Source organism: Mesorhizobium sp. M0618 (assembly GCF_040320765.1).
Classification (GTDB): domain Bacteria; phylum Pseudomonadota; class Alphaproteobacteria; order Rhizobiales; family Rhizobiaceae; genus Mesorhizobium.
Genome location: NZ_JAMYQH010000007.1, coordinates 158,946 through 171,635, shown reverse-complemented (window position 1 = coordinate 171,635; position 12,690 = coordinate 158,946). Strand labels below are relative to the sequence as shown.

Below are 12,690 nucleotides of genomic sequence, written 5' to 3'. Positions count from 1 at the left end.
ACTTGACCCTTGCCCTTAAGAGATTAGGGATCGCGCCGGCAAAAGACGAGTCATTTGTGGGACTCGCCGCCCCAACCGGAGACGGCACTTGGAACGACCAGAAATACCGGCAGGCCTGCCCGCCGACATCGAACAGAAGAAGATGAAGGCAAGGCTGTGGTTCGAGGCGCTGCGCGAACGCATCTGCGCCACCTTCGAGCAGATCGAGCAGGATCTTGGCGGGCCGCTGGCCTCGTGGTCGCCCGGCCGCTTCGAAAAGACGCCATGGGAACGTGACGAGGGGCGCGGCGGCGGCGGCACCATGTCGATGATGCACGGCCGCGTCTTCGAAAAGGTCGGCGTCCACACCTCGACCGTCCACGGCGAGTTCTCACCCGAATTCAGGAAGCAGATGCCGGGCGCCGAGGAAGACCCGCGCTTTTGGGCATCTGGCATTTCGCTGATCGCGCATCCCTGGAACCCAAACGTTCCGGCCGTGCACATGAACACGCGCATGGTGGTCACATCTCGCCAATGGTTCGGCGGCGGCGCCGATCTAACGCCGGTGCTCGACAGCCGCCGCACGCAGGACGACCCCGACACGGTCGCCTTCCACCGCGCCATGCAATTCGCTTGCGAGAAGAACGCCGACGTCGCCGATTACCCGAAATACAAGGCCTGGTGCGACGAGTATTTCTATCTGTCGCACCGCAACGAGCCGCGCGGCACCGGCGGCATCTTCTTCGACTGGCTGCATTCGGGCGAGGACAAAGGCGGCTGGAATGCCGATTTCAACTTCGTCCAGGATGTCGGCCGCTCTTTTCTCGTCGTCTACGGCCACCTCGTGCGCGCCAACTTCAACGAGAACTGGACCGATGGCGACCGCGACGAACAGCTCATCCGCCGCGGCCGCTATGTCGAATTCAATCTGCTTCACGATCGCGGCACCATCTTCGGACTGAAGACCGGCGGCAATGTCGCGTCCATCCTTTCCAGCCTGCCACCCGAGGTCCGCTGGCCGTAACAAAATGGTGAGCCCGGCGTGAGCCGCATTGATGTCCCATTCGCTCGAAATGGGCATGGAATGTGGCACACGGTGCGGCGAAAAATTTCTTTTTCGTCTAATAGGCTGTTGAAAAGACTAGTCTATTTGTGGCGCCGGGTCGGGAAGCGCCGGCGGCTCGCCTGCGCGCAATTCCAGGAAAGTGCGAAACGGCTTTCCGACGGGAATTGCGTCAAGACAAAGCGAGCCGCGACCCGACGCGACCGGACGGCCCAAGACGATGCGGGACATCTTCGTCAAAAAGATACCCGCCTTTCCAGGAGTACTTCGCAATGCGCAAGATCATTGTTTCGGCTGCCGCCGCTGCCCTTCTCGCTTCCGGTTCAGTGGCATTCGCCGCCGTCAAGCACACCACCGGAACGATCAAGACCTTTGACACGACGGCCATGAGCCTGGTCCTCGATGATGGATCGTCTTTTACGCTTCCCAAAACCTTCAAGGATCCTGGCCTGACGGTCGGTGAAAAGGTCCGCGTCTCATGGGATATGAAGGGCAAGAACAAGGTCGCCGAGGCCGTCAAGGTCGCAAAATGATGGCTTGCCCGCCAGAGCAGGATGAGACGATATCCGGTCCTGTTTGGGGGTAGCGTAAGAGGGCGGAGCAGCGCCTGCTCCGCCTTTTCGCCGTTGACTGCAACCAATGCCACCCCATCTGTGTTATGCTTCTCCCGCTCGCGGCCCCCAGGATCCGATCTCGGATTTGGACCGTCAGCCAAAAAAGTGCCGGGGCCTCGGGCTCCACGGAGGAAAAGGAGAAATCTCATGAAGGAATTTCACTGCGGGTCGCTCGTGCCCGGCTGTGACTGGCACACGCGTGCCGACGAGGAGGCCGAGGTCATGCGCCGTGCCGTCGAGCACATGCGCGAGACGCATGGCGAGACGGTGATCCGCGAGACGATGATCGAGGCGATCCGCTCGCGCATCGAAAAGACCCGCGACGCGGCCTGATCTACCCGGCCTTCAAGGCTTCGGCGGCGCGCTTGAGGAGCGCGTCGCGATCAGGGGTAAACCCGGCTTCGACCCATTCCGCTTCAAGATTCCTGAGGATTTCGCCCAGTTTCGGCCCCGGAGTTGCGCCGAGCGCCGTCAGATCGGCACCTTTCAGCGGAAACAACGGCTTTTCCCATTCGGTGGCGAAGGCAAGCAGGCGCGAAAAGCCACCGGCTTCGAGCAGCGCCTCATTGTCCTCGACGGCGCGCACCCTGGCTGCCGCAAGCGACAGCCGCAGACGGTCGACAAACCCCTGCCGGTCACCGCGATAGAGCTTTTTCGCCAGTTCGCCCTCGGTCGTCTTCGGCTCGACGGCGGTGGCAAGCGCCCAGTGGCGCAGGCGATCCGCTTCGGCGGTCGAGAGTTTGAGCCGCTCGGCGAGCGTCTTCATGCGCGCGGCATCGGGCGGCACGATCGCTTCCAGTCTGAGCAGCGGGTCGGGTGCCCAGCCCAGATCCTTCCCGGCCTTGGCCAACCCATGGATGGCATCGATGCCCCATTTCTCGCTTTCCGGCAGCGCTGCGGTCAAGACACCTGCCTGCCGCATCCAGAGCAGCGCCCGTGACGGATCGGGCGCCGACAAAAGTTTCTTCAGTTCCGACCAGATTCGCTCGGACGAAAGCTGGGCCAGCCCTTCCTTAAGCCGGGCACAGGCTTTCAGCCCTTCGGCGTCCGGCCGCCCGTCGCCGTACCAGGCGAAGAAGCGGAAGAAGCGCAGGATGCGCAGGTAGTCTTCGCGAATGCGCGCTTCCGGGTCGCCGATGAATCGCAGCCGGCGCGCCTCGATGTCGGCAATGCCGCCGACCAGGTCGACCACCTTGCCATCGGCCCCGGCATAGAGCGCGTTGATGGTGAAGTCGCGCCGCTCAGCATCGAGCTTCCAGTCGCGCCCGAACGACACTTTCGCGCGCCGCCCGTCGGTCTCGATATCGGCGCGCAAGGTGGTGATTTCATAAGGTTTTCCGCCGGCAACCACGGTGATTGTCCCATGCTCGATGCCGGTTGGCACCGCCTTGAACCCTTCCGCTTCGGCGCGGCGGAGGGTTTCCTCCGGCAGGCAGGTGGTGGCGATGTCGATGTCGGCGACCGGCTGGCCCATCAGCGTGTTGCGCACCGCGCCGCCTGCGACTCGCGCCTCTTCACCGCCTTCGGCCAGTGCGAACAGCAGGCGCTGCAGATGCTTGTCGCCGAGCCAGTCGGCCCTGTCCGCGATCGAGACACTCACGCATAAAGCCTTTCATAGAGGGTACGGATGATGCCGGCGGTGACGCCCCAGATGCGCCGTTCGCCGTAAGGCATGTCGTAGAAGAACCATTCGAGATCGTTCCACATACGGCTGTCGCGCTTGTGGTTGGCCGGGTCCATCAAGAAGCGCAGGGGCACTTCGAAAGCGGCGTCGACCTCGTCGGCGTTGAGCGTCAGTTGGAAACCGGGCAGCACGATGCCCAGCACCGGCGCGATGCGGTAGCCGCTGCCGGCCACATAGTCGGGCATGCGGCCGATGATCTCGATGCGGTCTCGGCCAAGCCCGATCTCCTCGAAGGTCTCGCGCAGCGCCGCAGCCTCAGGGCTCGGATCGGTCGGATCGATTGTGCCGCCGGGAAATGCCACCTGCCCCGAATGGCTGCGCAGCTTTTCGGCCCGTTTGGTCAGGAGAACCGTCGCATCGCCCTCATGATCGACCACCGGGATCAGCACCGCGGCATTGCGCAGCGCCATGCCCTGATTGAGGCGCGGATGGCCGGGGTTAAAGCGATGATCGCCATAATCGTCGCCTGCATGCGCATCGGGCTGCACGGCAAAACGCGCGCGAAAATCCGCGGATGAAAACGGCGCCGGCGTCACCTGGTCCATCACGCGCTCAGCCGCTTCAACTGGTCCGCCGGCATGATCGGGAACACGGCGCCCTTGGAGCGCACCGCGAACATCGTCTCGCCGCCGATCTCGACCTCCTCGCAATGCCCGACCAGTTCATACATCACCGGCCGCGCCACCAGCGCCTCCAGACGGCCACGCACCAGCACATAGGGCTTCAATCCGCCGGTCTCGTTCTCGTCGACAAAGCGCAGCGGCCGTTCCGGCCCGGCCTCGACGACATCGCCGACATTGGTGCGGAAGGTGATGGTCTGCGCTTCGCCGCTACCCGAAACGTCCATTTCGACGGCGATGAACGGCGCATCGGCGACGCGGATGCCGACCTTTTCCACCGGTGTCACCAGATAGGTCCTGCCATCGGCGTCCTTGCGCAGCACCGAGGAGAAAAGCTGCACCAGCGGCATGCGCCCGATCGGCGTGCCCAGATAGAACCAGGTGCCGTCGGACTTGATCTCCATGTCCAGATCGCCGCAGAAGTCGGGATTCCAGCGTTCGACGGGTGCCGCGCCCTTGCCGGCACGGGCGGCGCGCGAGATGAGTGCCTCGAGGCCACGCGCCTCGGTGGCACCAGTCAGGCTTTCTTCACGATGTACCAAGGGTCCCGTCATGGTCACGAAATAGTCACTGTTGTTCCGCTTGTCAGCCTAAGTCTGTGATTTAAGTTTCGACATAGGCGCCACGCGAGGCCGAATCGCGGCAACTTATGGTATGGTGCAGCCGTTGTTCCAGCCATGGTATTCCAACCACAAGGATCGATGCGGCATGAGCGTGATGGTCAAGGAAAGCCCGATCAGCGAAAAGGACATGATCGCCGAGGCCGAAAAGGCGCTTGCCGACATCTCCCGGATCCGCGACGGGGTCGGCCGGGTCATCTTCGGACAGGAAAGCGTCGTCGAGCGTACGCTGGTGGCGCTGCTGGCCGGTGGACATGCGCTTTTGGTCGGCGTGCCGGGCCTCGCCAAGACCAAGCTGGTCGAAACACTTGGCATCGTGCTCGGCCTCGATTCGCGCCGCATCCAGTTCACCCCGGACCTGATGCCGTCCGATATCCTCGGCTCCGAGGTGATGGAGCAGGACGAGACCGGCAAGCGGGCCTTTCGCTTCATCTCCGGGCCGATCTTCGCCCAGCTTCTGATGGCCGACGAGATCAACCGCGCCTCGCCGCGCACCCAGTCGGCGCTGCTGCAGGCCATGCAGGAATACCACGTCACCATTGCCGGCGCCCGCTACGACCTGCCGGCGCCCTTCCATGTGCTGGCAACGCAGAACCCGCTCGAGCAGGAAGGCACCTATCCCCTGCCCGAGGCGCAGCTCGACCGTTTCCTGATGCAGGTCGACATCCTCTATCCAGAAATCGAGGCCGAGCGCCGCATCCTTCTGGAAACCACCGGCATCGAGGACGCGAAAGCCCAGAACGTGCTGCAGCCGGTGCGGCTGAAGGAAATCCAGACGCTGATCCGCCGCATGCCGGTGCCGGAAAGCGTCGTCGAAGCGATCCTGACGCTGGTGCGCTCGGCGCGTCCCGGCCAAGGCAACGCCGAAACCGACAAGAACGTCGCGTGGGGCCCCGGCCCTCGCGCCAGCCAGGCGCTGATGCTGTGCACAAGGGCGCGCGCGCTTTACGACGGACGGCTGGCGCCCTCGGTCGACGACGTGCGTGCGCTGGCCGAGCCGGTGCTGCAGCATCGCATGGCGCTGACCTTCGCCGCCCGCGCCGAAGGCACCAGCGTGCGTGACGTGGTGGCGAAACTCGTGAAAGGGATTTGATGCCGCGCATCGGCGAGGTCCAGGCTCCGGCAGCGACGCGTGACGCGCTCGCCCGTGGCCGGTTGCGGGCCTCGCTTGTGCCAGACCTGCTGGTTGAGGCGCGGCGCATCGTCAACACCGTGATCGCCGGCTGGCATGGCCGCCGCAAACGCGGCATCGGTGAGAATTTCTGGCAGTTCCGGCCCTATGTCGAGGGCGATTCCTCGCGCATCGACTGGCGCCGCTCGGCCCGCGACGACCACACCTATGTGCGCGACCGCGAATGGGAAGCCGCCCATACCGTTTGGCTGTGGGCCGACCCCTCGCCGTCGATGCTCTACAAATCGACCGGCGCCAGCGTTTCCAAGCAATCGCGCGCGCTGGTGCTGGCGCTGGCCATGGCCGAGCTGTTGTCGCGCAGCGGCGAGCGCATCGCCTGGCCGGGCCTCACCGATCCGTTCACCGCCCGCAACGGCGCCGAACGCATCGCCGCCCAGTTGATGCATGCCGGCGATTTGCCGGCAAAACCCGATTTGTCCGATATCAGGCGCTTCTGCGACATCGTCATCGTCAGCGATTTCCTCGATCCCGTCGAAGAGACGATGGCCTGGCTCGACGTGCTGGCCCGCCACGGCGTACGTGCCCACCTGATCGAGGTCGCCGACCCGGCCGAGGAGACCTTCCCCTATGCTGGCCGAACCGAGTTCACCGATCCTGAGACCGGCGACAAGCTGACCGCCGGCCGCGCCGAAATGCTGGGGGATGAGTATCGCCTGCTCTACGCCGCCCGACGCCACGAACTGGCAGCCTGGTGCAAACGGCTTGGCTGGAGCTTTACCGTCAACCACACCGATCGGCTGGCTTCCGACGCGCTGGTGCGGCTGCACATGGCGATGACCACTGATGGCCCCTCGGTCAGGCCGACCGCTGACGGTCGTGCCGGCACGATCGCCGGTGGCGATCGGCCAGGAAAGGCTGTCGCATGAGTTGGCTGCCGCTTTCCTTTGGCGCCCCCATGGTGCTGTGGGGCCTCCTGGCACTGCCGGTGATCTGGTGGCTGCTCAGGCTGACGCCGCCCAAGCCGCAGACCGAAATCTTCCCGCCGCTGAAGATCCTGGCCCGCGTGCTGAAGCGCGAGGAGACGCCGCAGCAGAGTCCGTGGTGGCTGACGCTGCTCAGGCTCTTGATGGCGGCCCTCATCGTCGCCGCATTGGCCGACCCGGTCTTCAATCCGCGCGAAAAGCTGCCGGCCGAGGGTGCAGCGCTTGCCCTGGTCATCGACAATGACTGGGCAAGTGCCGCCGACTGGGGCAAACGCGCCGCCACCGCCGAGCGGCTGATCAACGACGCCGGCTCCAACGGCGTGCCGGTCGTCATCGCCTTCACCGCCGAAAAGGCCAATGCCGAGATCGGCCCGTTCGATGCCGCCACCGCCCTTGACCGGCTGCGCGCCGCCAAGCCGCGGCCGATCCCGACCGACCGGCCCGCCGTCTATGCCCGCGTCGCCGGCGTGCTGGAGACCTTGCCCGGGGCCAGTGTCGCCGTGCTTGCCGACGGCCTGGCCGCAAAAGGCGATGAAGCCGCCTTCAACACACTTTTGTCGAAAAATGCCGCCCGTGTCGTCTGGGCAACCGCCGACAGGCTGTCGCTGACCGGTCTGACCGCCGCCGACAACCAGGTCGACGGCTTTGCACTGACCGCCATCCGCGCGCCGGGCGACCCTGCCCCGGCTCAGGTCACCGCCGGCGCCTTCGATGACAAGGGCCGCCGCATCGCCGATGCTACGCTGACCTTTTCGCCTGGCGAAACCACCGCCACCGGCACCATGGCGGTGCCGTTCGAGCTGCGCAACGACTTCGCTTCCATCGCGCTCGACGGCGAGCGGCAGGCCGGTGCGGTCCGCGTGCTCGACGAAAGCTCCAAGCGGCGGCGCGTCGGTCTATTGTCGCAGGCCGAGGCCGACCAGGCACAGCCGCTTTTGTCGCCGCTCTACTACATCAGGCGGGCGCTGCAGCCATTCGCCGATCTGGTCGAACCCTCCAGCGCCGATCTTGCCGACGCCATCCCGCAGATCCTCGACCAGAAGCCCGCGATGATCGTCATGGCCGATATCGGCACCATTCCCGGACAGGTCCGGCAGAGGCTTGTCGATTGGGTCGACAATGGCGGCACGCTGGTGCGTTTCGCCGGTTCGCGGCTGGCTACTGCGGGCGATGACGACGATCTGCTGCCGGTCCGCCTTCGCACCGGCGAGCGTTCGCTCGGCGGCGCGCTGTCATGGACGTCGCCGCAGCCTGTCACCGAATTCCCTAAGGCCGGCCCGTTCGCCGATCTGGCGCCCCCGACCGAGGTCACCGTCAGCAGGCAGGTGCTGGCCGAGCCGACACCCGATATCGTCGAGCGCACCTGGGCGGCCCTTGCCGACGGCACGCCGCTGGTCACCGGACTGAAGAAAGGCAAGGGCACGCTGGTGCTGTTCCACGTCACCCCCGAGGCAACCTGGTCGAACCTGCCGATCTCTGGCAGCTTCGTCGAGATGCTGCGCCGCATCGTGCAGTTGTCGCGCAACCAGGGCGCGGCCATCGCCAATGCCGAAGCCGCCGCGGCGTCGCTGGCGCCCTATCGCATGATTGCAGCCGACGGCTCGCTGGTGCCGCCGACGCCGGACGCGCGGCCGCTTGTACCGGGCGCCGGCGCGCTGCCGGTGACTTTTGAAAACCCGCCCGGTCTCTATGGTTCCGAGACAGGTGTATTTGCCCATAATTTGCTTGAAGCCGACAGCACGCTGGCTCCGCTGGCGCGCCCGCAAATCACTGTTCCCATCACCTCGATCCAGTATGCCTTTGACGAATCGCGCAATTTGAAAGGCGCGCTGGTCGCGGCCACCCTGGTGCTGATGCTGCTTGATACGCTGGCGGTGTTCTGGATGGGCGGCCTGTTTTCACGCCGGCCGCGTCGCGCCGGTGCCGTGGCAACCACCGCCGCGGTCCTTATTGCGCTGGGTAGCCTGTTCGGTCATGCCGACCTTGCCCGCGCCGACGACGCCAAGTCAGGTGATGAGGTTGCCATCGAGGCGATTTCGAAGACCCGCATCGCCTATGTGCTGACGGGCGTGCCGGGCGACGATTCGATCAGCCGCGCCGGGCTCGAGGGCCTGACCCGCTTCCTGGTCGAAAAGACGGCACTAGAACCGGGCGCGCCGGCCGGCGTCGACATCTCAAGGGACGAGCTGTCGTTCTATCCCTTGATCTATTGGCCGATCGATCCGGCCGCCCCAATGCCGAGCCAGGCCGCCATCGCCCGCATCGACGCCTATATGCAGCAGGGCGGCACGGTGCTGTTCGACACCCGCGACCAGTTCGCCAACGGCATCGGCGCCGATTCGACCAGTCCGGCGACGGAGCGGCTACGCGACATCCTGGGCAACCTCAACGTGCCGCCGCTGGAGCCGGTGCCGTCCGACCACGTGCTGACCAAATCCTTCTTCATCCTGCCCGAATTCCCCGGCCGCTTCGCCGGCAGCCCACTGTGGGTCGAGGCGTCGCTCGACGCCAGCAATGCCGAGAACCGGCCGGTGCGCACCGGCGACGGCGTCTCGCCGATCATGATCACCGCCAATGATTTCGCCGGCGCCTGGGCGGTCGACGAGAATGGCGATCCGCTGCTGCCGACCGTACCGGCAGACCCGATGCAGCGCATTTACGCGCTGCGTGCCGGCGTCAACATCATGATGTACATGCTGACCGGCAACTACAAATCCGACCAGGTGCACGTGCCCATCCTGCTCGAACGGCTGGGGCAGTAAGATGAGTTTGTTTGGTGCCCTCCGGTCTCGGATAAACCCTCCCCACAAAGGGGAGGGTAAGGAATGAACTGGTCGATCTCCTTCGAACCGCTGATCTCCTGGCCCCTGCTGGCCTTGGCGCTAGTGCCGCTGGCGCTGCTGGCGCTTGTCGGCCTGTGGTTTCGCCAGCGCGGCTCGGTCTTCCGCTTCATCGCCCTTCTGGCGCTCGCCGCCGCTTTGTTCAACCCGGTGTTCCTCAACGAGGAGCGCGAGCCGCTGAAAAGCGTTGTCGCCCTCGTCGTCGACCGCAGCCAGAGCCAGGACATTGGCGACCGCACTAAGCAGACCGACGAGGCGCTGGCCGGGCTGCAGCAGCGACTTGGCCGCTTCAAGCAGTTCGACGTGCGCCTCGTCGAGGCCGGCAAATCCGAGGCCGCCGAGGAGCGCACCGAGACACGGCTGTTCGGTGCGCTTGAAGGCGCCTTCCGCGACGTGCCGCCGTCACGCATCGGCGGCGCCATCATGATCACCGATGGCGAGGTCCATGACGCCCCCCCGGCCGCGCCCGATTTCAACGCCCCGCTGCATGCCCTGATCACCGGCAACGACCACGAAAAGGACCGCCGCATCCGCTTCGAGAACGCGCCGCGCTTCGGCCTTGTCGGCAAGCCGCTCGACATGACCTATCGCGTCATCTCGACCGAAAACGAGACCGGCCCGGTCGATGTGCGCGTCTCGGTCAATGGCGAACAGGTCGCCGTCGAGCACGCCACCGTTGGCCAGGCGATGCCGCTGCAGGTGACCATTCCGGGCGCCGGGCGCAACATCGTCGAACTCGCCATCGACCGCGAACCGGGCGAACTGACCGACACCAACAACCGCGCCATCGCGCTCATAGACGGCATTCGCGAGAATCTGCGCGTGCTGCTCGTCTCCGGCGAGCCGCATGCCGGCGAACGCACCTGGCGCAACCTGCTGAAATCAGACGCCTCGGTCGATCTCGTCCATTTCACCATCCTGCGGCCGCCGGAAAAGCAGGACGGCACGCCGATCAACGAATTGTCGCTGATCGCCTTCCCGACCCGCGAACTGTTCGTCGAGAAGATCAAGGATTTCGACCTCATCATTTTCGACCGCTACCAGCACCGCGACGTGCTGCCGATCCTCTATTACGACTACATCTCCGAATATGTCGAAAAGGGCGGCGCGCTGCTGATCGCGGCCGGCCCCGAATATGCCGGCGAAAGCTCGATCGCGCGCACGCCGCTGATATCCGCCCTGCCGGCGATGCCGACCGGCGAGGTGGTCGACAAGGCCTTCTATCCGCGCCTCACCGAACTCGGCCAGCGCCATCCGGTGACGCGTGGGCTGGATGGCTCTGCTAGCGAGCCGCCGCACTGGAGCCGCTGGTTCCGCACCATCGGCGTGCAGAATCCCGAAGGCGCAGTGGTGATGAAGGGCGCCGACAACCGGCCGCTGCTGTTGCTCGACCGCAAGGGCGAAGGCCGCGTCGGCATGCTGCTGTCCGATCAGGGCTGGCTGTGGGCGCGCGGCTTCGAGGGCGGCGGCCCGCATGTCCAGCTCTACCGGCGCATCGCCCACTGGCTGATGAAGGAGCCTGAACTCGAGGAAGAGCGGCTGACCGCCGACGGCCGCGGCATGGTGCTGGAAATCCGCCGCCAGACGATGGCCGACGATCCCGGCCCCGCGCAGATCATCACCCCGTCCGGCAAGACCTTGACCGTCAAGCTCGAGAAATCCGAGCCCGGCGTCTTCCTCGGCAGCGTCGAGACCAGCGAGATCGGCCTCTATCAGGTCGCCAATGGCGACCTCACCGCGCTCGCCCATGTCGGGCCGGTCAACGCACCGGAATTCGCCGACGTCATTTCCACCGAAAGCCGGCTGAAGGCGCCGGCTGAAGCCACCGGCGGCAGCGTGCGCCGGCTGGCGTCGTCCACAGCCCTTGGCAGCGACGTGACGCTGCCCTCCATCGTGCCGGTGCGCTCGGCTGGTGCCGCGTCCGGCAACGACTGGATCGGACTGCGCACCACGGACGACAGCGTGCTCAAGGCCGTCTCGCGCGTGCCGCTGTTCGGCGGCTTCCTCGGCCTCGGCCTGCTGCTTCTGGCAATGGGTTCGATGTGGTACCGCGAAGGACGGTAGGGCTACTCTTCCGGCTCCGTCGTGAACATCAGCGGATAGCCCTTGGCCTTGCCGGCATCGGTGGCACGCGTCGCCTTGGTCTCGGCGACATCCCTGGTGAACACGGCGACGACGCAGACGCCACGCCGATGCGCGGTGATCATCACCCGGTGCGCCTGGTCTTCGCTGAGCTTGAACTCGCCCTTCAGCACCGTCACCACGAATTCGCGCGGCGTGAAATCGTCATTGATGAGGATGACCTTGTAGAGCTTTGGCCGTTCGACCTGCGGCTTGACCTGGACGCGCGGTTTTGTGGTGATTTCAGGCATCGGAACCGACCGTTAGAGCAATTCCAGGAAAAGTGTAAAATGGTTTTCCGCCCGGAATTGCGTCAAGACAAAAGATCAGAACAGTTCACCGTTTCCACGAAACGGTGAATTGCTTCTGGCGTAGCAACCTTGCCGCCATTCTGGCACCAGCGAAAGCGGCCGTCTATTTCGAGCGACGCGCAAAGCCGATGTCCGCGGGCGCGGCCATTCGCAACTATGTGGGAAAGTGTCGGTTGCCGTTCAACGGTCCTGACGGCCGAACATGCGGCGGCTGGGAATCTGCCGAGCGGCCGTGGCCGACGGCATATCGGACCGAAAGCGGTTTCCACCGGCATCCGCCCGGCGTTCCAGCCAGGTCGCGATCGGCCACGCGGCGACGCAGATCAGCGTCGCGCCGGTCAGCACGACCAGCAGCCAGGTCTGTGCCGGCGTGATGTAGTCCCAGCTGGTGGAAATCGCCGGCGCGAACAGCGAAGGCTCGGTGCGTCCGGTGGCCGGATCGGGCACCGGGCTGGCGGTGAACAGGATCAGCACCCTGGCGACGCCGGTGGCAACCAGGCCGCCGATCACCATCGAGCGCAAAATGGACGAAAGCCGCTTCTTCATGCGGATTGTCCTACACGGTCGGCGTTGCAAACGGGTTAAGTGTCAGTCGAGGCGGAAGCTGCCGGTGCCAGACTTCGTCAAGATCAGTTGAACCCATCGACCCGCTTCATCGCCAACGTCAGGGCTTCAGCGGTTCGGACAGGAAGAAGGCCGCTCCAGCCGAAACCAGCTGGAGCG

Annotated in this window: 12 protein-coding genes; 7 read left to right on the top strand and 5 right to left on the bottom strand. The window is 65.2% G+C overall.

The annotated features are described in order from the left end of the window. Positions 1-88: 88 nt before the first annotated feature. From hemF to NKJ04_RS10500, 3 genes are all read left to right on the top strand, one after another. Entirely contained in the window at positions 89-1,003 is a 915-nt protein-coding gene (hemF, locus tag NKJ04_RS10510; RefSeq protein ID WP_023809848.1) for an oxygen-dependent coproporphyrinogen oxidase, read from the top strand. A gap of 311 nt (positions 1,004-1,314) precedes the next feature. Continuing rightward, positions 1,315-1,575 carry a DUF1344 domain-containing protein gene (locus NKJ04_RS10505; RefSeq protein WP_023809849.1) on the top strand — a complete coding sequence of 87 codons (261 nt, stop codon included), beginning with the start codon at positions 1,315-1,317 and terminating at the stop codon, positions 1,573-1,575. Positions 1,576-1,803: 228 nt separating this feature from the next. Next, positions 1,804-1,989: a DUF1059 domain-containing protein gene (locus NKJ04_RS10500; RefSeq protein ID WP_013529972.1), complete on the top strand. Its 186-nt coding sequence runs from the start codon at positions 1,804-1,806 to the stop codon at positions 1,987-1,989. 1 nt (position 1,990) lies between these two features. Here the strand turns inward: NKJ04_RS10500 and NKJ04_RS10495 are convergent, their stop codons facing one another. The 3 genes from NKJ04_RS10495 to NKJ04_RS10485 are packed head-to-tail and all read right to left on the bottom strand — an operon-like array spanning position 1,991 to position 4,514. Continuing rightward, positions 1,991-3,256 (bottom strand): CCA tRNA nucleotidyltransferase, encoded by a 1,266-nt coding sequence (locus NKJ04_RS10495; protein WP_352674745.1) that lies wholly within the window; start codon positions 3,254-3,256, stop codon positions 1,991-1,993. Further along, on the bottom strand, positions 3,253-3,885 hold the full coding sequence (locus NKJ04_RS10490) for a CoA pyrophosphatase (RefSeq protein WP_023809851.1): 633 nt from the start codon (positions 3,883-3,885) through the stop codon (positions 3,253-3,255). Before NKJ04_RS10490 ends, NKJ04_RS10495 begins: the two co-directional genes overlap by 4 nt. Continuing rightward, the gene (locus NKJ04_RS10485) at positions 3,885-4,514 is read right to left on the bottom strand and encodes a DUF1285 domain-containing protein (protein ID WP_023809852.1); all 630 of its coding nucleotides are present in this window, start codon (positions 4,512-4,514) and stop codon (positions 3,885-3,887) included. The genes NKJ04_RS10490 and NKJ04_RS10485 overlap by 1 nt, the downstream gene beginning before the upstream one ends. 154 nt (positions 4,515-4,668) lie before the next feature. On the opposite strand from NKJ04_RS10485, the gene NKJ04_RS10480 reads away from it, so the two are divergent. From NKJ04_RS10480 to NKJ04_RS10465, 4 genes are all read left to right on the top strand, one after another. Then, positions 4,669-5,673, top strand: a complete 1,005-nt coding sequence (locus tag NKJ04_RS10480) for an AAA family ATPase (RefSeq protein ID WP_023809853.1) — start codon at positions 4,669-4,671, stop codon at positions 5,671-5,673. After that, entirely contained in the window at positions 5,673-6,638 is a 966-nt protein-coding gene (locus tag NKJ04_RS10475) for a DUF58 domain-containing protein (RefSeq protein ID WP_023809854.1), read from the top strand. Before NKJ04_RS10480 ends, NKJ04_RS10475 begins: the two co-directional genes overlap by 1 nt. After that, a complete protein-coding gene (locus tag NKJ04_RS10470) occupies positions 6,635-9,457 on the top strand; it encodes a DUF4159 domain-containing protein (protein ID WP_352674742.1) in 2,823 nt (940 codons plus the stop codon). Before NKJ04_RS10475 ends, NKJ04_RS10470 begins: the two co-directional genes overlap by 4 nt. Positions 9,458-9,520: 63 nt before the next feature. Beyond that, complete coding sequence (locus NKJ04_RS10465) at positions 9,521-11,599, top strand: hypothetical protein (protein WP_352674740.1); 2,079 nt, start codon at positions 9,521-9,523, stop codon at positions 11,597-11,599. Between the two features lie 2 nt (positions 11,600-11,601). On the opposite strand, the gene clpS is transcribed toward NKJ04_RS10465, so the two are convergent. Together clpS and NKJ04_RS10455 are read right to left on the bottom strand one after the other, a co-directional pair. Beyond that, positions 11,602-11,907, bottom strand: coding sequence for an ATP-dependent Clp protease adapter ClpS (gene clpS, locus NKJ04_RS10460; protein ID WP_023809857.1), 306 nt, complete (start codon positions 11,905-11,907; stop codon positions 11,602-11,604). A 240-nt stretch (positions 11,908-12,147) separates the two neighbouring features. Beyond that, positions 12,148-12,513, bottom strand: coding sequence for a hypothetical protein (locus NKJ04_RS10455; RefSeq protein WP_352674737.1), 366 nt, complete (start codon positions 12,511-12,513; stop codon positions 12,148-12,150). Positions 12,514-12,690: the final 177 nt, after the last annotated feature.

Bases quoted from the DNA above. Each gene is read 5' to 3' on its own strand.
- NKJ04_RS10505 (WP_023809849.1), top strand. From the start codon at position 1,315: ATGCGCAAGATCATTGTTTCGGCTGCCGCCGCTGCCCTTCTCGCTTCC.
- NKJ04_RS10500 (WP_013529972.1), top strand. From the start codon at position 1,804: ATGAAGGAATTTCACTGCGGGTCGCTCGTGCCCGGCTGTGACTGGCAC.
- NKJ04_RS10490 (WP_023809851.1), bottom strand. From the start codon at position 3,885: ATGGACCAGGTGACGCCGGCGCCGTTTTCATCCGCGGATTTTCGCGCG.
- NKJ04_RS10485 (WP_023809852.1), bottom strand. From the start codon at position 4,514: ATGACGGGACCCTTGGTACATCGTGAAGAAAGCCTGACTGGTGCCACC.
- NKJ04_RS10480 (WP_023809853.1), top strand. From the start codon at position 4,669: ATGAGCGTGATGGTCAAGGAAAGCCCGATCAGCGAAAAGGACATGATC.
- NKJ04_RS10475 (WP_023809854.1), top strand. From the start codon at position 5,673: ATGCCGCGCATCGGCGAGGTCCAGGCTCCGGCAGCGACGCGTGACGCG.
- NKJ04_RS10470 (WP_352674742.1), top strand. From the start codon at position 6,635: ATGAGTTGGCTGCCGCTTTCCTTTGGCGCCCCCATGGTGCTGTGGGGC.
- NKJ04_RS10465 (WP_352674740.1), top strand. From the start codon at position 9,521: ATGAACTGGTCGATCTCCTTCGAACCGCTGATCTCCTGGCCCCTGCTG.
- clpS (WP_023809857.1), bottom strand. From the start codon at position 11,907: ATGCCTGAAATCACCACAAAACCGCGCGTCCAGGTCAAGCCGCAGGTC.
- NKJ04_RS10455 (WP_352674737.1), bottom strand. From the start codon at position 12,513: ATGAAGAAGCGGCTTTCGTCCATTTTGCGCTCGATGGTGATCGGCGGC.